18 protein-coding genes are annotated in these 17,717 nt (G+C 68.9%); 7 read left to right on the top strand and 11 right to left on the bottom strand.

Annotated features, from left to right (window positions below):
• Positions 1 to 7 precede the first annotated feature (7 nt).
• The gene (locus FOF45_RS01485; protein WP_158982267.1) at positions 8 to 1,357 is read right to left on the bottom strand and encodes a formimidoylglutamate deiminase; all 1,350 of its coding nucleotides are present in this window, start codon (positions 1,355 to 1,357) and stop codon (positions 8 to 10) included.
• A 79-nt stretch (positions 1,358 to 1,436) separates the two neighbouring features.
• On the opposite strand from FOF45_RS01485, the gene hutI reads away from it, so the two are divergent.
• Together hutI and FOF45_RS01495 are read left to right on the top strand one after the other, a co-directional pair.
• The gene (gene hutI, locus FOF45_RS01490; protein WP_158982268.1) at positions 1,437 to 2,663 is read left to right on the top strand and encodes an imidazolonepropionase; all 1,227 of its coding nucleotides are present in this window, start codon (positions 1,437 to 1,439) and stop codon (positions 2,661 to 2,663) included.
• A 35-nt stretch (positions 2,664 to 2,698) separates the two neighbouring features.
• On the top strand, positions 2,699 to 3,904 hold the full coding sequence (locus tag FOF45_RS01495; RefSeq protein ID WP_158982269.1) for a dipeptidase: 1,206 nt from the start codon (positions 2,699 to 2,701) through the stop codon (positions 3,902 to 3,904).
• An 86-nt stretch (positions 3,905 to 3,990) separates the two neighbouring features.
• Here FOF45_RS01495 and FOF45_RS01500 read toward each other — a convergent pair whose 3' ends face one another.
• Together FOF45_RS01500 and FOF45_RS01505 are read right to left on the bottom strand one after the other, a co-directional pair.
• On the bottom strand, positions 3,991 to 4,185 hold the full coding sequence (locus tag FOF45_RS01500; RefSeq protein ID WP_158982270.1) for a 30S ribosomal protein THX: 195 nt from the start codon (positions 4,183 to 4,185) through the stop codon (positions 3,991 to 3,993).
• Between the two features lie 179 nt (positions 4,186 to 4,364).
• A complete protein-coding gene (locus FOF45_RS01505) occupies positions 4,365 to 4,775 on the bottom strand; it encodes a MerC domain-containing protein (protein WP_158982271.1) in 411 nt (136 codons plus the stop codon).
• 85 nt (positions 4,776 to 4,860) lie between these two features.
• On the opposite strand from FOF45_RS01505, the gene FOF45_RS01510 reads away from it, so the two are divergent.
• The 4 genes from FOF45_RS01510 (at position 4,861) to FOF45_RS01525 (ending at position 9,160) form a co-directional block, all read left to right on the top strand.
• Positions 4,861 to 7,029, top strand: a complete 2,169-nt coding sequence (locus FOF45_RS01510) for a TonB-dependent receptor domain-containing protein (protein ID WP_158982272.1) — start codon at positions 4,861 to 4,863, stop codon at positions 7,027 to 7,029.
• Between the two features lie 79 nt (positions 7,030 to 7,108).
• Positions 7,109 to 7,552: a MarR family winged helix-turn-helix transcriptional regulator gene (locus tag FOF45_RS01515; RefSeq protein ID WP_158982273.1), complete on the top strand. Its 444-nt coding sequence runs from the start codon at positions 7,109 to 7,111 to the stop codon at positions 7,550 to 7,552.
• Positions 7,549 to 8,790 (top strand): MFS transporter, encoded by a 1,242-nt coding sequence (locus FOF45_RS01520; RefSeq protein ID WP_158982274.1) that lies wholly within the window; start codon positions 7,549 to 7,551, stop codon positions 8,788 to 8,790. The genes FOF45_RS01515 and FOF45_RS01520 overlap by 4 nt, the downstream gene beginning before the upstream one ends.
• Positions 8,791 to 8,869: 79 nt before the next feature.
• Complete coding sequence (locus tag FOF45_RS01525; RefSeq protein ID WP_158982275.1) at positions 8,870 to 9,160, top strand: hypothetical protein; 291 nt, start codon at positions 8,870 to 8,872, stop codon at positions 9,158 to 9,160.
• On the opposite strand, the gene FOF45_RS01530 is transcribed toward FOF45_RS01525, so the two are convergent.
• Positions 9,157 to 9,657 (bottom strand): transcriptional repressor, encoded by a 501-nt coding sequence (locus FOF45_RS01530; RefSeq protein WP_158982276.1) that lies wholly within the window; start codon positions 9,655 to 9,657, stop codon positions 9,157 to 9,159. The genes FOF45_RS01525 and FOF45_RS01530 overlap by 4 nt on opposite strands.
• A gap of 30 nt (positions 9,658 to 9,687) precedes the next feature.
• Entirely contained in the window at positions 9,688 to 11,094 is a 1,407-nt protein-coding gene (gltX, locus tag FOF45_RS01535; RefSeq protein ID WP_158982277.1) for a glutamate--tRNA ligase, read from the bottom strand.
• A gap of 91 nt (positions 11,095 to 11,185) precedes the next feature.
• On the opposite strand from gltX, the gene lpxH reads away from it, so the two are divergent.
• Positions 11,186 to 11,923 carry a UDP-2,3-diacylglucosamine diphosphatase gene (gene lpxH, locus FOF45_RS01540; RefSeq protein WP_158982278.1) on the top strand — a complete coding sequence of 246 codons (738 nt, stop codon included), beginning with the start codon at positions 11,186 to 11,188 and terminating at the stop codon, positions 11,921 to 11,923.
• 86 nt (positions 11,924 to 12,009) lie between these two features.
• On the opposite strand, the gene FOF45_RS01545 is transcribed toward lpxH, so the two are convergent.
• The 6 genes from FOF45_RS01545 to folC form a co-directional block, all read right to left on the bottom strand.
• Entirely contained in the window at positions 12,010 to 12,816 is an 807-nt protein-coding gene (locus FOF45_RS01545) for a ferritin-like domain-containing protein (RefSeq protein ID WP_158982279.1), read from the bottom strand.
• 3 nt (positions 12,817 to 12,819) lie between these two features.
• Complete coding sequence (locus FOF45_RS01550; protein ID WP_158982280.1) at positions 12,820 to 13,179, bottom strand: ribonuclease E inhibitor RraB; 360 nt, start codon at positions 13,177 to 13,179, stop codon at positions 12,820 to 12,822.
• A 1-nt stretch (position 13,180) separates the two neighbouring features.
• Positions 13,181 to 14,647 carry an amidophosphoribosyltransferase gene (gene purF / locus FOF45_RS01555; protein ID WP_158982281.1) on the bottom strand — a complete coding sequence of 489 codons (1,467 nt, stop codon included), beginning with the start codon at positions 14,645 to 14,647 and terminating at the stop codon, positions 13,181 to 13,183.
• A 44-nt stretch (positions 14,648 to 14,691) separates the two neighbouring features.
• Entirely contained in the window at positions 14,692 to 15,261 is a 570-nt protein-coding gene (locus FOF45_RS01560) for a CvpA family protein (protein ID WP_158982282.1), read from the bottom strand.
• A gap of 22 nt (positions 15,262 to 15,283) precedes the next feature.
• Positions 15,284 to 16,330, bottom strand: coding sequence for an SPOR domain-containing protein (locus tag FOF45_RS01565; RefSeq protein WP_158982283.1), 1,047 nt, complete (start codon positions 16,328 to 16,330; stop codon positions 15,284 to 15,286).
• Positions 16,331 to 16,411: 81 nt separating this feature from the next.
• Entirely contained in the window at positions 16,412 to 17,716 is a 1,305-nt protein-coding gene (gene folC, locus FOF45_RS01570) for a bifunctional tetrahydrofolate synthase/dihydrofolate synthase (RefSeq protein ID WP_158982284.1), read from the bottom strand.
• Between the last annotated feature and the right edge of the window lies 1 nt (position 17,717).

Raw genomic sequence — 17,717 nt, forward strand, 5'->3', positions numbered from 1 at the left:
CGCGGAATCATTCCGCCATCAGCTTCGCCATCGCCGCACGGTAACGTGCCGCGATCGTCGCGCGCTGCACGTGGTGCCCGCCTTCGACCACGCGTCGCCCGCCCACGTAGACGTCGCGCACCAGCGTGCGGTTGCCGCTGAAGATCCAGCGATCCACTGCGTCGTCCGAGGTCAGGCCGAACAGTTGCGGCGCATCGGTGTCGAGCACCACCGCGTCGGCGAATTCACCCGTGGCGAACGTGCCGATCGCGTGGCCGGTCGAAGCGCGCGCACTGTGTGCCACGTCGCGCAGCAGTGTTTCGCCGACGCTCGGCGAACCGGTGCGCACGGCGATGTTACGATGGCGCGTGGACAGGCGCTGGCCGTATTCGAGCCAGCGCAGTTCTTCGACCGGCGACACCGATATGTGCGAATCCGAACCGATGCCCCAGCGTCCGTCCGCGTCGAGGTAATCGCGCAGCGGGAACAGGCCGTCGCCGAGGTTGGCCTCGGTGGTCGGGCAGATCGCGACGGTCGCGCCGCTTGCCGCGATGCCGCGCACCTCCGCGGCGGTGAGATGCGTGGCGTGCACGAGCGTCCAGTGCGCATCGACCGCGGCGTTGCCCAGCAGCCATTCGACCGGCCGCGCGTTGCGCAGCGCGAGCGAGTCCTGCACTTCGCCGATCTGCTCGGCGATGTGGATGTGCACGGGCATTGCGGGCGGCAACGCATTGAGCACGGCGCGCATCGCGTCCACCGGCACCGCGCGCAGGCTGTGCAGCGCGCAGCCGACGTGCAGCGTCGGCCCGGCTTCCTCGCACAGCAGGTCGATCAGGCGCAGGTAGGCATCGACGTCATGGCCGAAGCGACGCTGGCGTTCGCCCAGCGCGCGGCCGTCGAAACCGCCGGTCATGTACAGCACCGGCAACAGAGTCAAGCGGATACCGGCTTCGCGCGCGGCGGCGATCAGCGCGCGCGACATCGCGGCCGGATCGTCGTAGGGCCTGCCGTCGGGCGCGTGGTGGAGGTAATGGAACTCGCAGACGGTGGTGTAGCCGGCTTCGAGCATCTCGACGTAAAGCTGCGCCGCCACTGCCTGCAGGATCTCCGGGGTGAAACGCGCGGCGAAGCGGTACATCGTCTCGCGCCAGGTCCAGAACGAATCCTCGGGATTGGTCTGGCGTTCGGCCATGCCGGCCATCGCGCGCTGGAACGCATGCGAATGCAGGTTGGCGATGCCTGGCACGATCCAGCTCGCGCTGGCGGTGGGCTCGGCGGCCCGGACCGCGGCGATGTGGCCGTGGTCGTCGACATCGAATCCGGCATCGGCACGCCAGCCGTCCGGGGTCCAGAGCATCGCGGCATCGAGGGTCTTCATGGGGCCATTGTCGCGAATGCGCGTGATCGTGGCGATGCGGTCCACCCGGCGACACCCGCCGGACGGCTAGAATCCGTTCATGACCTCGAGCACGCATCCGGCCTGGGACGGACTGATCCTCGGCGCTTCCCTGGCCACCCTCGACGCCCCGCAGGGCTACGGGGAGATACGCGATGGCGTGCTGGCCTGGAAGGACGACCGCCTGACCTTCGTCGGTTCCCGCGCCGACCTGCCCGGAACGCCGCAGAAGCTCGCGCGCGAGGTGATCGAGGCGCATGGCTGGATCACCCCCGGACTGGTCGATTGCCACACCCATCTGGTCTTCGCCGGCGACCGCGCGCGCGAATTCGAGATGCGCCTGGGCGGCGCCAGCTACGAGGAGATCGCCAGGGCCGGCGGCGGCATCCTCTCGACCGTGCGCGCCACGCGCGCGGCCGATGAAGGCGAACTGCTGCGCCAGTCGCTGCCGCGCGCGCACGCGCTGATCGCCGACGGCGTCACCACGCTGGAGATCAAGTCCGGCTACGGCCTGGACTTCGACAACGAACGCAAGATGCTGCGCGTCGCACGACGCCTGGAGCAGCTCGGCATCAGCGTGCGCACGACCTACCTCGCGGCGCACGCGCTACCGCCGGAGTTCGCCGGTCGCAGCGACGAGTACATCGACGCGGCCATCGAATGGCTGCCGCGCCTGCACGTGGAAGGACTCGTCGATGCGGTCGATGCGTTCTGCGAAGGCATCGGCTTCAGTCCGGCGCAGACACGGCGGATGTTCGAAGCGGCTCGCGCGCTGGGGCTGCCGGTGAAGCTGCACGCGGACCAGCTCAGCGACCTCGGCGGCGCGGCGCTGGCGGCGGCGTTCGATGGACTTTCCGCGGACCACGTCGAATACACCAGCGAGGACAGCGCGCGCGCGATGGCCGAACACGGCACCGTTGCCGTGCTGCTGCCGGGCGCGTTCCATGTACTGCGCGAAACACGGTTGCCGCCGCTCGACGCCTTCCGCCAACACGGTGTGCCGATGGCGCTGGCGACCGACTGCAATCCGGGCACGTCGCCGCTGCAGTCGCTGCGCCAGGCGATGCAACTGGCCTGCACGCATTTCCGCCTGACGCCCGAGGAAGCGCTGCGCGGCGCGACGGTCCATGCCGCGCGCGCGCTGGGACTGGAGGATCGCGGCGTGCTGCGCGTCGGCGCCCGCGCGGACTTCGTGCAATGGCATATCGGCCATCCGGCGGAACTGTGCTACTGGCTCGGCGGCAGGCTCGCGCACGCGGTGCACGCGGGCGGGCACCGCGTCGTCTGACATCGCGTCATCGTTCGTCACCAAGGGGAGAAAGCATGCGAGTTGCAACCGTGTTCGGTATGTCCGCCCTCGGCCTGGCGCTGGCCGCCACGCCCGTCATGGCCGCGAGCGATGCGGCGCAGCGCCTGGCGCAGGACGCGATCATCGTCGACACCCACATCGACGCGCCCGGCGAGCTGCTCTCGCACTGGGACGACCTGGGCGTGGCGACGCCGGGCAAGGAATTCGACTACCCGCGTGCACGCCAGGGTGGTCTCGACGTGGCCTTCATGTCGATCTACACCTCGCCCGACGAGGACGCCGCCGGCACCGCGTGGCAGACCGCGAACACGCAGATCGATGCGGTCGAGGCGATGACCGCGCGCCATCCGGACAAGTTCGCGCTGCTGCGTTCTCCAGCCGATGTGGAGAAGCTGCGCAAGGGCGGCCGCGTGCTGCTCACGCTGGGCATGGAGAACGGTGCGCCGATCGGCGACGACCTGAAGCAGCTCGCCGCCTTCCAGCAGCGCGGCGTGCGTTACATCACCCTCGCCCACAGCGCCAACAACCGCATCAGCGACTCGTCCTACGCGCTGGAGAAGAAGTGGGGTGGACTGAGCCCGTTCGGCGAACAGGTCGTGGCCGAGATGAACCGCCTCGGCATCATGGTCGACGTCTCGCATCTCTCCGACGATGCGATCCGCGACGTGCTGAGCACGACCGACGTGCCGGTGATCGCCAGTCATTCGGGCATGCGCCACTTCACCCCGGGCTTCGAGCGCAACATCAGCGACGAACTGGCGAAGGCCGTCGCAGCCGAAGGCGGCGTGGTGCAGCTCGTGTTCGGCACCGGCTTCGTCAATCCGACGGCGGCGGCCAATCTGCAGGCGTATTTCCAGGCCGAAGCCGACTTCGAGCGTGAGAACGCGAAGCTCGTCGCGGCCGGCAAGCCGGCGCGCTCGAAGGACGATTTCGAGGATGCGTGGAAGCAGGCGCATCCTGTGCCGGTGACGCACATCGACGCGGTGCTGGACCAGATCGACTACGCGGTGAAGCTGATCGGCTCCGACCACGTCGGCATCGGCTCGGACTTCGATGGCGTCAGCGGCAACCTGCCGGTGGAACTTCGCTCGGTGGCGGACTATCCGAACCTGGTCGAAGGCCTGCAAAAGCGCGGCCATTCCGATGCCGACATCCGCAAGATCCTCGGCGGCAACCTGCTGCGCGTGTGGACCCAGGTGGAGAAGGCGGCGAAACGCTGACGTCGCGTTCCATCGCCGGAAAAGCAAAAGCCCCGCCTGAGCGGGGCTTTTTGCTGGCAGGTTCTGCCAGAACAGGCGCTGTGCGCTTATTCCTTGGAAGCGGTCTTCTTCACCGCGACCTTCTTGGCGGCCGGGGCCTTGGCCACGGTCTTGGTCGCCTTCTTGGCGACCGGCGCGGCGGCGTTGCCGGCGGCCTTGGTCACGGCCTTGCTGCTGCGGGCGTTGCCGTAGCTGGAGTTGTAGCGCTTGCCCTTGGCGGTCTTACGGTCGCCCTTGCCCATGATCTGCTCCTGAAACTGTCAAATCCGCACCGGGTGCGGGGTTACGAAATACGCGGTCGCGACACACGCGAGGCCGCGCAGTCTAGCACGCGCATCGATTCGGCCGCTTCGCATCCGAAGCCCACCCTTCGGGCGCCCCATTACCAAGGGGGCTCCGCTTCAGGCAGCTCCTCAGCTCGTCAGTGGGCACACGATGCGTCGTGAACGTGCAGGTGGTTCAGGCGCAGGTTCGCCAGATGGGCCAGCCCGACCAGCGTGCCGCCGATAGTCATCGCGATGGCATGCGGGATCAGGCTTTCGTGCAGCGGCGTGTACAGAACGCCCACCCACAGCAGCCCCAGACCGGGCACCAGCAACGACAGCGCCTGCACGGCGCGATGGCGGCGATAGCCCCAGACCAGACTGAACAGCCCAAGCGCGGTGACGAAGACCACGAAAGCCTCTTCGAAGCCATTACCCAGCCACGCCGCCACGCCCAGCGACGGCAGCAGCGCGATCGCCAGCGGCAGCAGCGCGCAATGGATCGCGCACAGCAGCGATCCATAGGCACCGATGCGGTCGAGCAGTCTGCGGCGGGCGGGGTCGGGCATGGGCATGACTTTCGGGAGGGTGCGGACCGCGTTTCGTTATAATATAACATTCCACGACTTCCGCCACCCAACTTTACCCCAACCCATGCGAACGCGCCCCCTGTTCCGACGCCTCCCCCTCGTCCTGGCCCTGGCGGCTGCCCTGCCCTTGGCGGCCCACGCCGACGATCAGGGCCATGAACACAAGGCCACCGACCTGGCCGGCGTCGAGGTGAAGGCCACGCCGCTGGTGGGCACCGCCGAAGACCTGGCCCGCCCGATCGAGGTCCTCGCGGGCGAGAAGCTCGACGAAGCCAAGGCGAATTCGCTGGGCGAGACCGTCGGGAAACTGCCCGGCGTGCAGTCGTCCTACTTCGGTCCCGGCGTCGGACGCCCGATCGTGCGCGGATTCGATGGCGCACGCGTACAGGTGCTCAGCGACGGACTGGGCTCGGGCGACGTGTCCACGGTCAGCGTCGATCACGCGGTCAGCATCGAGCCGTTCCTCGCCGACCAGATCGAAGTGATGAAGGGCCCGGCGACCCTGCTCTACGGCAGCGGTGCCATTGGCGGCGCGGTCAACGTGGTCGATGGCCGCATCCCCGAGGCCGTCACCGACGAACCGCTGCAGGGCCGCGCCGAACTGCGCGGCAACACCGTCAACGACGAGACGACCGGCATGGTCCGTCTCGATGCCACCGCTGCCTCGGGCAATGTGGTCTTCCACATCGACGGCTTGCATCGCGAGACCGGCGACTACGACATCCCGGGCTATCCGGAGAGCGCGCAGTTGATGGCGCAGGAAGGCGAGACGCCGGATCCGTCGGAGAAGGGAACGCTGCCCAACAGCTTCGTACGCACCGACAGCGGCGCGCTGGGCGTGAGCTGGATCGGCGAGCGTGGATTCCTCGGCGTCGGCGCCAGCCTGTTCGACACGCGCTACGGCGTGCCGGGGCACGCGCACGAACACGGCGACGACCACGAGCACGAAGGCGAAGAACCAGAAGCGGAGGGCGAGGAAGGCCCGGTCAGCATCGCGATGGAACAGCACCGCTACGAAGTGCGCGGCGGGCTCGACGACCTGGGCGTGTTCAAGTCGCTGCGCGCGAAGGTCGCGCGCACGGAGTACACGCACACCGAGTACGAGGGCGAGGAAACCGGCACTGTGTTCGACAACACCAGCACCGAAGCGCGCGTGGAACTCGTGCACAAACCGCTTCTGGGCTGGGACGGCGCGCTCGGCGTGCAGTGGGGCCAGCGCGATTTCGAAGCGATCGGCGACGAGGCTTTCGTTCCGCCGTCGAAGGGCCTCGACGCCGGCGTGTTCTGGCTGGGCGAACAGACCTTCGGCGCGGTGAAGGCCGAACTCGGCGCGCGTTTCGACCGCAACGAAGTCGATGTCGATGATGCGGTCGCGATCGGTCCGGACCGCGACTTCCACACCACCAGCCTGTCGGCGGCGCTGAAGTGGGACATCACCGAAGCCTTCCATCTGTCGTTCGGTCTGGATCGCGCACAACGTGCGCCGACTGCGGAAGAGCTGTATTCCAACGGCCTGCACGTGGCGACGTCGAGCATCGAACTTGGTTCGCCCGATCTCGACGTCGAAACCGCGAACCGCGCCGAAATCGGCCTGCACTGGCACGGCGGTCCGTTCAAACTCGGTGCTTCGCTGTACCACGTGCGCTACGACGACTTCGTCTATCTCGCCGACACCGGCATCGAGGAAGCCGAGGGCCCGGTGCGCGTGTGGACGCAGGACGACGCGCGCTTCAACGGCGCAGAGGCCGAGTTCGGCTGGAACTTCGCCGACAACGCCAGCGGCCGTTGGGACCTGCGCGTGTTCGGCGACATCGTGCGCGGCGAACTGAGCGGCAACGGCTCGCGCCAGCTCGACATCTCCGTGCCGCACGGCGACCACTCGCACGACTACACGGTCGACCTGGCCCGCGGTGGCAACCTGCCGCGCATCGCGCCGAAGCGACTCGGCGGCGAAGTGCGCTGGGAACAGGGTGCATGGCGTGCTTCGCTCGGCGCGGTGCGCTATGCGCGTCAGGATGACGTGGCCGAGTTCGAAAGCGAAACGCCCGGCTACACGCTCGTTGATGCGCACGTGGCGTGGCACCAGGACACCGCCAAGGGCAATGCGTGGGAGCTGTTCGTCGACGGCAGCAACCTGCTCGACGAGGAAGCGCGCGCGCATACGTCGTTCCTGAAGGACCTTGCGCCCCTGCCCGGTCGCGGCGTGGCGTTCGGCGTGCGCGCCTACTTCTGAGGGCTTCGCGGAAACCTGAACAGCGCCGGCTGCAAACCGGCGCTTTTCTTTTCCAGGAATAGGTGTATATACACGCATCATGACCGACACCGCCGCCCCTCCCGGCACCTGCACCTGTTTCCGCCTGCGCAAGCTGGCGCGGCTGGTAACGCTGCGCTACGACCGCGCACTCGCCCCGCTCGGCATCAACCTCAACCAGTACTCGATCCTGCGCCGCGCCTCGCGTACGCCACAGGCGATGGGCGCGCTCGCCCGCGAGATGGGCATGGACCGCACCACCCTCACCCGCGACCTCAAGCCGCTCACCGCTGCAGGCTGGGTCGAGATGGTCAGCGGCGAGGATGCGCGCCAGCGACTAGTGACGGTGACAAACGCCGGCCGGCGCGTACTGGAGAAGGCGCGTCCGCTATGGCGTCGCGCGCAGGACGAGATCGACTCGAGCCTCGGAACCACGCGTGTAGAAGCCCTTCATTCCCATATCGACCGCGCGCTGGCGCGTCTGGATCCCGGAGCAAACGCATGACCTCCACCGCACCTCACCCGGCCACGCGTTACTGGCCGCTGGTCCTCGCCGCGACTGCGATGCTGATGATCACGATGGGCGTGCGCCAATCGATGGGTCTGTTCGTCGCGCCGATCGGACAAAGCTCCGGATTGAGCGTGGCGCAGATCAGCTTCGCGCTGGCGATCGGCCAGTTCGTGTGGGGCGCTGTGCAACCGGTGTTCGGTGCGATCGCCGACCAGCGCGGCCCAGGGCGCGTACTGGTCGCCGGCGGCATCCTGCTCGCCGCCGGCATGGTGCTGGCACCGGCGATGCCGTCGCAGTGGGGCCTGCTGTTGACGCTCGGCGTGCTGTCCGCCGCCGGTGCGGGCGCGGGCAGTTTCTCCATCCTCATCGGCGCGACCGCGCAGCACATGCCGGCGGAGAAGCGCTCGATGGCCGCGGGCGTGATCAACGCGGGCGGCTCGTTCGGACAGTTCGTGTTCGCACCGCTGGTGCAGGCGGTGATCAGTGCCGCCGGCTGGGCTGCGGCGATGTGGACGCTCGCGGTGTCCGCGCTGGCAACGTTGCCGCTGGCATGGCCGCTGCGCCGCAAGCCTGCTGATGCAGCGAATGCAGCCGCTACCACGCACGCAACGCCTGCACCCGGCATCGGCCTGCGCGAACAGGTGCGCATCGCGCTGCGCGATCGCAGTTACTGGATGCTGCACCTGGGCTTCTTCACCTGCGGCGTGCACATCGCTTTCCTGGTGACGCACCTGCCGGGCGAGATCGCGCTGTGCGGCCTACCGGCGAGCGTGTCGGCGGTGTCGCTCGCGCTGATCGGCCTGTTCAATGTCGGCGGCAGCCTCGCCGCGGGCTGGCTCGGCCAGCGCATGCGCATGAAGTACCTGCTCGCGGCGATGTACGCCAGCCGCGCGGTGATGATCGCGATCTACCTCGTTTCGCCGCCGACGCCGCTCACCTTCTTCATCTTCTCCGCGGGACTGGGCCTGACCTGGCTGGCGACGGTGCCGCCGACCGCGGGACTGGTCGGCAAGCTCTTCGGCGCGCGCTATCTCGGCACGCTGTTCGGCCTCACGCTGCTCTCGCACCAGCTCGGCGGCTTCTTCGGCGCGTGGATTGGCGGCGTCGTGCTCGAACGCTTCGGCGACTTCAGCTGGATGTGGTACGCCGACATGGTACTGGCACTGCTTGCCGCGGCGGCGAACCTTCCGATCCGCGAGAGCAACCCGCGGTTGCAACCGGCCACCGCATAGTTGCATTCACATCCGTCCCACAAAACCGGTGCAAGAGTGCCGGCGCGGCAACACGCCGCGACACGGACGGAGGTGGAACATGGAAACTGCATCACGCATGTGCGCGGCCGTTCTCTTCCTCGCCGGCACGATGCCGGCGCTCGCCACGACCGGAACGATCGAGTTTCGCGGCGAGATCGTCGTACCCACCGTGGGCGCCGCGCACGACGCCAGAGTTCCGCTTGCAGCGGACGCGCCGAGCCTGCAGCGCACGGTCGAACCTCTGGATACGGTGGGTCGCGGCCCGCTGGTCGACTACTACGTCGGCTACATGCGCGAGCGCGGCGTTGAGCGCGACTCGCTGCGGCTGATCACCGTCGCCTACGACTAGGCGCTGGCCTGCCGCTCCTCCGCGGCGCATGCGGCGCAGACGCCGTGCACTTCCAGCGTCTGCGCCTGCGGAGTGAAGCCCAGTTCGCGCGCGCGGCGATCGAGCGTTTCCACGATGCGCTCGTCTTCCAGTTCCGTCGCGGACTGGCAGCGGTCGCAGATCAGGAACGGCACCGCGTGCTGCGCCGAACCCGGATGGTGGCACCCGACGAAGGCGTTGATCGAAGCGAGCTTGTGGATGAAGCCGTGCTCGAGCAGGAAATCCAGCGCGCGGTACACCGTCGGCGGCGCGGCGGCGTCGTGCGTGGCCTTCATCTGGTCGAGCAGCTCGTAGGCTTTCACCGGACGACCCGCATCCGCGATAAGGCGCAGTGCATGCGCGCGGATCGGCGTGAGCCGCAGGCCACGCTGCTCGCACGCGCGCTCGACCTCGTGCACGAAGGCGTCGCCGTCGTGGACGTGGTGCGAGGGGTCGGTGCAGGCGTGGTCGTGGCTCATTCCGGGTTCCCGTGAACGGGTCCTTCCGATTTAGGCCCCGGCCGGCACTTTTGCAAGGGCGGCGTCGATGCGCGCCAGCGCCTCCGCCTGCCCGGCCAGGTAAACCGTGTGCGAGATGTCCGGGCTGACCTGGGTGCCGGTGATCGCCACGCGCATCGGCTGGGCGACCTTGCCCATGCCGACGCCGAGCGCCTCGGCGGTGGCGTGGAGGGCCTGCGACACGGACTCAGCGTTCCAGTCCGACAGCGCGGCGAGGCGTTCGCGCGCATCGACCAGCGGCGCGCGTGCGGCGGCATTGAGGTGCTTGGCGACGGCGGCCTCGTCGTACTGCGTCAGCGGGCCGAACCACACCACGGCGCGCTCGGCCATTTCCTTCAGCGTCTGCACGCGGTCGCGCATCGCCACGACGATGTCGGCCGGCTTCGGGCCCTTCGACAGGTCATACCCATGCGCACGCAGGTGCCATTCCAGGTGTTTGCCCACCTCGGCCGGATCGTCGCTCTTGAGGTACTGCTGGTTGAGCCAGCCGAGCTTCGCCGGATCCATGCGCGAGGCCTTGGGATTGACGTCCTTCAGGTCGAACAGTTCGGTCATCTGTGCGATGGAGAAGATCTCCTGGTCGCCATGCGACCAGCCCAGGCGCACCAGGTAGTTGAGCAGCGCATGCGGCAGGTAACCCATCTCGCGGTACTGCATGACGTCCGCCGCGCCGCGACGCTTGGACAGCTTGGCGCCCTCCGGGTCGAGGATCATCGGCAGGTGCGCGAAATGCGGCACCGTCGCACCGAGCGCGCGGTAGATGTTGATCTGCCGCGGCGTGTTGTTGACGTGGTCGTCGCCGCGTACGACATCGGTGATGCCCATGTCGAGGTCATCCACCACGACCGCGAAGTTGTAGGTCGGGAAGCCGTCAGAACGGAAGATCACCAGATCGTCGAGCTCGGTGTTGGCGAACTCGATGCGACCCTTCACCTTGTCCTCCCACACGACCGTGCCGTCGAGCGGATTGCGGAAGCGGATCACGCGGTTGGGATCGTCGCGGAAGCCTTCGTTGCGATCGCGGTACGCGCCGTTGTAACGCGGCTTGTCGCCGGCGGCCATCGCCTTCTCGCGCATGGCTTCCAGCTCGTCCTTGGTCTCGTACGCGTAGTACGCGGTTCCGGCCGCGACCATCTGTTCGGCGACCTCGCGATAGCGGTCCAGGCGCTGGGTCTGGTAGATCGGACCCTCGTCGTAGTCCAGGCTCAGCCATTCCATCGCTTCGAGGATGGCGTCGATCGCCCCCTGCGTGCTGCGCTCGCGGTCGGTGTCCTCGATGCGCAGGACGAACTGCCCGCCACGGCGGCGCGATTCCAGCCAGCAGTACAACGCGGTGCGCGCGCCGCCGATGTGCAGGTAGCCGGTGGGACTGGGGGCGAAGCGGGTGCGGCAGCTCATGGCAGAGGCCCGGTGCGGGGAAACCGGCGATTTTACCGGACCGAGACGTTCGGACGCGTCATGGCCGCCGGCACCCCCTAGAATCGCCGCCATGACCACCCTTTTCATCTCCGATCTGCACCTCGACGCCGAGCGCCCGCAGATCACCGAGCTGTTCGGCCACTTCGTCCGTTCCGAGGCCCGTGGCGCCGACGCGCTGTACATCCTCGGCGACCTGTTCGAGGCCTGGGTCGGCGACGACGATCCGTCCGACGCCGGCGCCTACGTCGCGCGCGAACTGCATGCGCTGCAGGCCACGGGCGTACCAGTGCATTTCATCCGCGGCAATCGCGATTTCCTGCTCGGCGAGTCGTTCGCGCAACGTGCCGGCATGACGATCCTGCCCGACCCCGCCGTGGTGATGCTGTACGGCCAGCCGACGCTGATCCTGCACGGCGACCTGCTGTGCACCGACGACGTCGCCTACCAGCAGTTCCGCGCGCAGACGCGCAATCCGCAGTGGCAGGCGCAATTTCTCTCGCAACCGCTGGTCGCGCGCATCGCGTTCGCGCAGCAGGCGCGCGCGGCAAGCAAGGCGCACCAGAGCGGACTGAAACAGCAGGGCACGATGGAATCCATCACTGATGTCTCGCCGGAAACGGTCGAAGGCACCTTCAGCCGTTACGGCCTGACGCGCATGATCCACGGCCACACGCATCGCCCGGCCGTGCATGAACTACAGGTCGAAGGCCGTGCGTGCGAGCGCATCGTGCTCGGCGACTGGTACGACCAGGGGTCGGTGTTGCGCGTGAGCCGCGACGGCTTCGCGCTGCACGGGCTGACGCTGTAGCCGTAGCCGGGTAAGCGAAGCGCACCCGGGGTTTGCCGGCGCATCGACACTTCAACCCGGGTGCGCTTCGCTTACCCGGGCTACGGTCAGCCGACCAGCTTCTCCAGCGCTTCCAGCTCTTCCGGCGCGAAGCCCGCGGCACCGCGCGCTTCGTGGTTGAACGGGCCGTAGAGCACGGCGCGCGCGTATTGCGCCAGCAGTTCGCGGAAGCGCGGCAGCGGATCGACGCCCTCGCGCTCGCAGTACCAGCGAAACCAGCGCGAGCCAGCGGCGACGTGCGCCACTTCCTCGCGCAGGATCACTTCCAGGATGTCGGCGGTGGCGTCGTCACCGAGCGAGCGCAGCTTCACTATCATCCCGGGCGTGACGTCGAGTCCGCGCGCCTCCAGCACGCGCGGCACCAGTGCCATGCGCGCGAGGCCGTCGTGCGCGGTCTTCTCGGCCATTTCCCACAGACCGTTGTGCGCGTCGAAATCGCCGTAGTCGTGGCCGTGTTCGCGCAGGCGTTCGCGCAGCATCACGAAATGGCGCGCCTCGTCGTGCGCGACCTGCACCCAGTCGGCGTAGAACTCAGGAGGCAATCCGCGGAAACGGTACGCCGCATCCCACGCCAGGTCGATGGCGTTGAATTCGATATGCGCGATCGCGTGGATGAAGGCGGCGCGTCCTTCCACGCTGCCGAACCCGCGACGCGGCAGGTCGCGCGGATGCACCAGCAGTGGGCGCTCCGGGCGGCCGGGCATGCGGATCGCTTCGGGTGGCGGCGCGTCGTGCGGGATGTGCAGCTCGCCGCGCGCGAACGCCTCGGCGGCGGCGAAGGTGGCGTCGACCTTCGCTTCCGGCGTGCCCGCATCGAGGCAGGCGCGCGCGGCGTCGAACAGCGACGTTGCCACGCGTCAGTCCGCTTCGCGGTCCGCGGGCGAGCAGGCCCAGCCGTCGGCGAAGCCGCCATGCGACTCGGCCAGCGCAGCGAGTTCGCGCTCCTGCGCGGTGAGCGCGGCGTGCGTGGGCGCCATCACGCGCACCACGCAGACCTGCCACACGTATTCGTCATCGACTTCAGGCGCTTCGGGCGTGAGCGCTGGCTGCTGCGCGGCGGCGGCGGCGAAGGCGTCGGCCTGCGCCTCATCGGCGAAGACGTGGAAGAACTCGACGGGGCGTTCGAGGGTGAGGTCGTCGCCGTCCTCGACCATCTGCCGCAGCACCTCGCCGTTCTCATCGTCCGGGATCAGCGCCAGTTGCAGCGAACGCACCATCTCACGCCCTCCGCGTCTTCTTCGCCTCGTCCGAGCGCAGCTGCTTGATGCGTTCGAAGTAGCCCGGCTCGATGCCGGTGACGTACTCGCCGTTGAAGCACGACGAATCGAAGCGGTCGATGCGGTGCTTCGGACCGGAAACCGCCTCTTCCAGGTCCGAGAGGTCCTGGTAGATCAGCCAGTCGCAGCCGAGCAGCTTCTGCACTTCGTCGTCGGTGCGGCCGTGCGCGACCAGTTCCTCGGCCGACGGCATGTCGATGCCGTAGACGTTGGGAAAGCGCACCGCCGGCGCGGCGGAAGCGAGGTACACCTTGCGCGCACCCGCATCGCGCGCCATCTGCACGATCTGGCGCGAGGTCGTACCGCGCACGATCGAGTCGTCGACCAGCAGCACCACGCGATTGCGGAATTCCAGCGGGATCGGATTGAGCTTGCGGCGCACCGACTTCGCGCGCTCGCCCTGTCCCGGCATGATGAAGGTGCGGCCGACGTAGCGGTTCTTGATGAAGCCTTCGCGGTACTTCACGCCCAGTACGTTGGAGATTTCCAGCGCGGCGTCGCGCGAGGTGTCCGGGATCGGGATCACCGTGTCGATGTCGTGGTCCGGACGCAGGCGCAGGATCTTCTCGCCGAGCTTCTGGCCCATGCGCATGCGCGCCTTGTGCACGGAGACCTCGTCCATCATCGAGTCCGGGCGCGCGAAGTACACGTATTCGAAGATGCACGGCGTGTGCTCGCGCGGCTCGGCGCACTGGCGCGTGAACAGCTCGCCACGCGGCGTGACGACGATGCCCTCGCCCGGGCGCACGTCGCGCACGCGCTCGAAGCCGAGCAGGTCGAGCGCGACCGATTCCGACGCGACCGCGTATTCGTCCTGGCCGCCGGAGTGGCGCTTGCCCAGCACCAGCGGGCGGATGCCGTTGGGATCGCGGAACGCCACCAGGCCGAGGCCCAGCACGGTCGCGACCACCGCGAAACCGCCGACGCAGCGGCGGGTCACGCCCTCGATCGCGCGGAACGCGGCCTCGGGGTTGAGCGCCTTCTGCGTGTCCAGCTCGTGCGCGAACACGTTGAGCAGCACTTCCGAATCGGATTCGGTGTTGACGTTGCGGCGATCCTGCTCGAACACCTCGCGACGCAGCGCGTCGGTGTTGATCAGGTTGCCGTTGTGCGCCAGCGCGATGCCGAAGGGCGAGTTCACGTAGAACGGCTGTGCTTCGTCGGAACCTTCGCTGCCGGCGGTGGGATAGCGGCAGTGGGCGATGCCGACGCGGCCTTCGAGCAGCGCCATCGCGACCTCGTCGAACACGTCGCTGGCCAGGCCGTTGCCCTTGTGCACGCGCAGCTTGCTGCCGTTGGCGGTGGCGATGCCGGCCGCGTCCTGACCGCGATGCTGCAGCACCGACAGGCCGTCGTAGAGCTGCGCCGCGACGTCGTTGTGGCCGACGATACCGAGAATGCCGCACATGGTGATTAGTCCTGCCTGTGAAGTTGTGTGTTGCGCGCGGCCCGTCAGGCCTCGCTGACCGGCGCCGGCAGCGCCGGCTCGGTCTCCGGTGCCGCCTGCGGCGCCGGGAGTGAAGATTCGCGACCGTCCAGGTCCACCTGCGCCGCGACCCAGTCGGGCAGCCAGGTCCGCAGCCATTGCGCGCCCGGCACGAACACCGGCACCACCTGCGAACGCTGCCACTGCGGTTCCTTCGGCATCGCCGTCAGTCCCAGCAGCAGCACCAGCGCGCAGCCGACGAACAGGCCGCGCGCGATGCCGAGCGCGAAGCCGAGCGTGCGGTCCAGTCCGGTGAGTCCGACCGACTCCACCAGCTTGCGCACCAGCCAGCCGACCAGACCGACCACCACCAGCACCGCGATGAAACTCAGCGCGTATCCGCCGAACAGCTCGCCCGCGCCGATGTCGGCGTCGCTGGAGAGCAGCAGCGCCAGATCGCCGCCGAACCGGAACGCCGCCCAGCCGGCGAGCACCCAGGCCGCGAGCGAGGCGAGCACGCCGACGAAGCCGCGCATCAGGCCGAACAGCGCCGAGACAGCGACCACCGCCAGCAATACCCAGTCGATCGCAGCCATTGTCCGCCCGGCTTAGATGGGGTCAGGGATGCGGGCGGACAATGCCGCTCACACCGAGTTTGGACGCGACCTGGGCCTTGAGCTGGTCGGCCTCGCCACGGCTGGCGACCGGCCCGATGCGGACGCGGTTGAGCAGGCCCTTGTCGGTGCGCACCTGTTCGACGAACGCGCTGAATCCGGCCGAGCGCGCGCGATCGCGCAGCTTGTCGGCCTCGGCGGCGCTGCCGAAGGCGCCCAGCTGCACGGCGAATCCGACGCCGGAGGCGGCCGGTGCCGCCGGGCGCGAAGCGACCTGCACCGGGGCCGGCGTGGGCTTGGGCTTCTCGGCGGCCGGCTTTTCGACCGGCTTGGCGGCGACGGGCTTGGGTTCGGGCGGAAGCGACGTGGCCGTGGTCGTCGGGCGCGAATCGCCCAGCGGGACGGCGGCCGAGACCGGATTGGCCGGGGCGGCGGCGGGCTGGGATGCCGGCGCGGCGCTGGCGACGGGTGCGGCCGGCGCATCGGCCTCGGCCTCCAGCGTCACCACCTTGGCGCCGACGTCGCTGCGCACGCGTGCGGACTGCAGGCGCGCGGCCTCGGCTTCGGCCGGGGTCTGGAACGGACCGATGCGGACGCGGTGCACGGTGCGACCACCGGTCCCGGGAGCCGGCTCCTGATAGGCGGGAAGCTGCGCGCCCTGCAACGCCTGGATCACGCGGTCGGCATCGCCGGTGCTGGCATAGCTGCCGAAGCTCACGGCGTAATTGCCGCCGCCGGTCGCAGCCGGGAAGGCAGAGTCAGAGGGCGTGGACGGCGCGGCGGCGGTGGTATCGACGGTTGGCAGCGCGTCGCCGTCACCGGCAGCGCTGGCGTCGAGGCCCACGGCACCGCCCTGCGGCGCCTGGCCGGGACTGACCAGCGGCAGCTCGCGCGTCTCGAAATCGCCCTCGGGCGTCTTGGGAAGTTCCAGCGGGACGTTGGATGCCCCGCTTTCGGGGGCCGGCCCCTTGATCAGCATCGGCAGGAAGATCACCGCAAGTGCGATCAGCACGACCGCACCGATCACTCGCTGTTTCAGGGCAGGTTCCATCGGGTCTCGCATGACGCAGGCGGATCGCCGCGCGAATTATACCCTCGCGATCCATCGCGACCGGCATCGCGGTCACTGCATTCAGTCGCGGGCGAGCCAGTCCAGCGCGGCGGCCACGGTGTGGAAGGAACCCAGCACCAGTACGCGATCGCCCGGTGCGGCGCCATCGACGGCCGCACGCAGCGCGGCGGGCACGTCCTCATGGGCCTGCGCGTCGGCGGCGGCGGTGCCGCGCAGGCGTCCGGCCAGCGCGTCCACGTGTCCGCCACGCGGTCCGGCATCGGCCAGTCCGGCGATGCGCCAGATGTCCACCGACGGCGCCAGCGCCTCGACCACGCCGATCACGTCCTTGTCCGACAGCGCCGCGTACACCGCGTACAGCCGACCGGATGCGGGCTGCGCGCGCAACCATGCTGCCAGCGCACGCGCCGCCTGCGGGTTGTGGCCGACATCCACCACTACCTCGACCCCATCGCGTTCGAAACGCTGCAATCGGCCGCGCACGTCCGCATCCGCCACGCCCTCCGCGATCGCCGCGCGCGGCAGCGCCTTCGGCGACTTCGGCAGCGCGCGCAGCGCGGCGATGGCGACCGCGGCGTTGCGCAGCTGCACCGGCGCGGCGAGGCGCGGCATGGGCAATTCCATGCGCCGGCCGACTTCGCGCCAGCGCCAGCGACCGGGCAACGCCTGCCCGCCCGCATCGACCTGCGGCGGCAGCGCCTCGAAGAAGAAATCGTTGGCGATGCGCCACGTCGGCGCGCCGATGCGGTACGCATGGCCGAGCACGCTCGACGGCGGATCGTCGTCGCCCAGCACCAGCGGTTTCCACGCGCGGGCGATGCCGACCTTCTCCGCGCCGATCGCCTCGCGGTCTTCGCCCAGGTAGTCCTGATGATCGAGGTCGACCGTGGTGATCACCGCGACATCGGCATCGACGATGTTGGTCGCATCCAGCCGGCCGCCGAGGCCGACTTCCAGCACGGCCAGGTCGAGCTTCGCGCGCCCGAACAGCCACAGCGCCGCGAGCGTGCCGTATTCGAAATAGGTCAGCTGCGTCTCGCCGCGCGCGGCCTCGATGGCCTCGAACGCCGCGATGAAGTCGGCGTCGCCGACGTCCGCGCCGTCGATGCGCACGCGCTCGTTGTAGGCCAGCAGGTGCGGCGAGGTGTACGCGCCGACCTTCCAGCCCGCCGCGCGCGCGATGGCCTCGATGAAGGCCACCGTCGAACCCTTGCCATTGGTGCCGCCGACCGTGATCACGGCCTTGCCGGGACGAGCGAGGCCGAGGCGCTGCGCGACCTCGCGGATGCGCTCCAGCCCCATGTCGATGGACTTGGGGTGGATGCGTTCGATGGTCTGGAGCCAGTCGGCGAGCGTGCGGGTCATC

This window comes from Lysobacter panacisoli (genome assembly GCF_009765165.1).
GTDB classification, from domain to species: Bacteria; Pseudomonadota; Gammaproteobacteria; order Xanthomonadales; family Xanthomonadaceae; genus Lysobacter_J; species Lysobacter_J panacisoli.

Bases quoted from the DNA above. Each gene is read 5' to 3' on its own strand.
- FOF45_RS01485 (WP_158982267.1), bottom strand. From the start codon at position 1,357: ATGAAGACCCTCGATGCCGCGATGCTCTGGACCCCGGACGGCTGGCGT.
- hutI (WP_158982268.1), top strand. From the start codon at position 1,437: ATGACCTCGAGCACGCATCCGGCCTGGGACGGACTGATCCTCGGCGCT.
- FOF45_RS01495 (WP_158982269.1), top strand. From the start codon at position 2,699: ATGCGAGTTGCAACCGTGTTCGGTATGTCCGCCCTCGGCCTGGCGCTG.
- FOF45_RS01500 (WP_158982270.1), bottom strand. From the start codon at position 4,185: ATGGGCAAGGGCGACCGTAAGACCGCCAAGGGCAAGCGCTACAACTCC.
- FOF45_RS01505 (WP_158982271.1), bottom strand. From the start codon at position 4,775: ATGCCCGACCCCGCCCGCCGCAGACTGCTCGACCGCATCGGTGCCTAT.
- FOF45_RS01510 (WP_158982272.1), top strand. From the start codon at position 4,861: ATGCGAACGCGCCCCCTGTTCCGACGCCTCCCCCTCGTCCTGGCCCTG.
- FOF45_RS01515 (WP_158982273.1), top strand. From the start codon at position 7,109: ATGACCGACACCGCCGCCCCTCCCGGCACCTGCACCTGTTTCCGCCTG.
- FOF45_RS01520 (WP_158982274.1), top strand. From the start codon at position 7,549: ATGACCTCCACCGCACCTCACCCGGCCACGCGTTACTGGCCGCTGGTC.
- FOF45_RS01525 (WP_158982275.1), top strand. From the start codon at position 8,870: ATGGAAACTGCATCACGCATGTGCGCGGCCGTTCTCTTCCTCGCCGGC.
- FOF45_RS01530 (WP_158982276.1), bottom strand. From the start codon at position 9,657: ATGAGCCACGACCACGCCTGCACCGACCCCTCGCACCACGTCCACGAC.
- gltX (WP_158982277.1), bottom strand. From the start codon at position 11,094: ATGAGCTGCCGCACCCGCTTCGCCCCCAGTCCCACCGGCTACCTGCAC.
- lpxH (WP_158982278.1), top strand. From the start codon at position 11,186: ATGACCACCCTTTTCATCTCCGATCTGCACCTCGACGCCGAGCGCCCG.
- FOF45_RS01550 (WP_158982280.1), bottom strand. From the start codon at position 13,179: ATGGTGCGTTCGCTGCAACTGGCGCTGATCCCGGACGATGAGAACGGC.
- purF (WP_158982281.1), bottom strand. From the start codon at position 14,647: ATGTGCGGCATTCTCGGTATCGTCGGCCACAACGACGTCGCGGCGCAG.
- FOF45_RS01560 (WP_158982282.1), bottom strand. From the start codon at position 15,261: ATGGCTGCGATCGACTGGGTATTGCTGGCGGTGGTCGCTGTCTCGGCG.
- FOF45_RS01565 (WP_158982283.1), bottom strand. From the start codon at position 16,330: ATGGAACCTGCCCTGAAACAGCGAGTGATCGGTGCGGTCGTGCTGATC.
- folC (WP_158982284.1), bottom strand. From the start codon at position 17,716: ATGACCCGCACGCTCGCCGACTGGCTCCAGACCATCGAACGCATCCAC.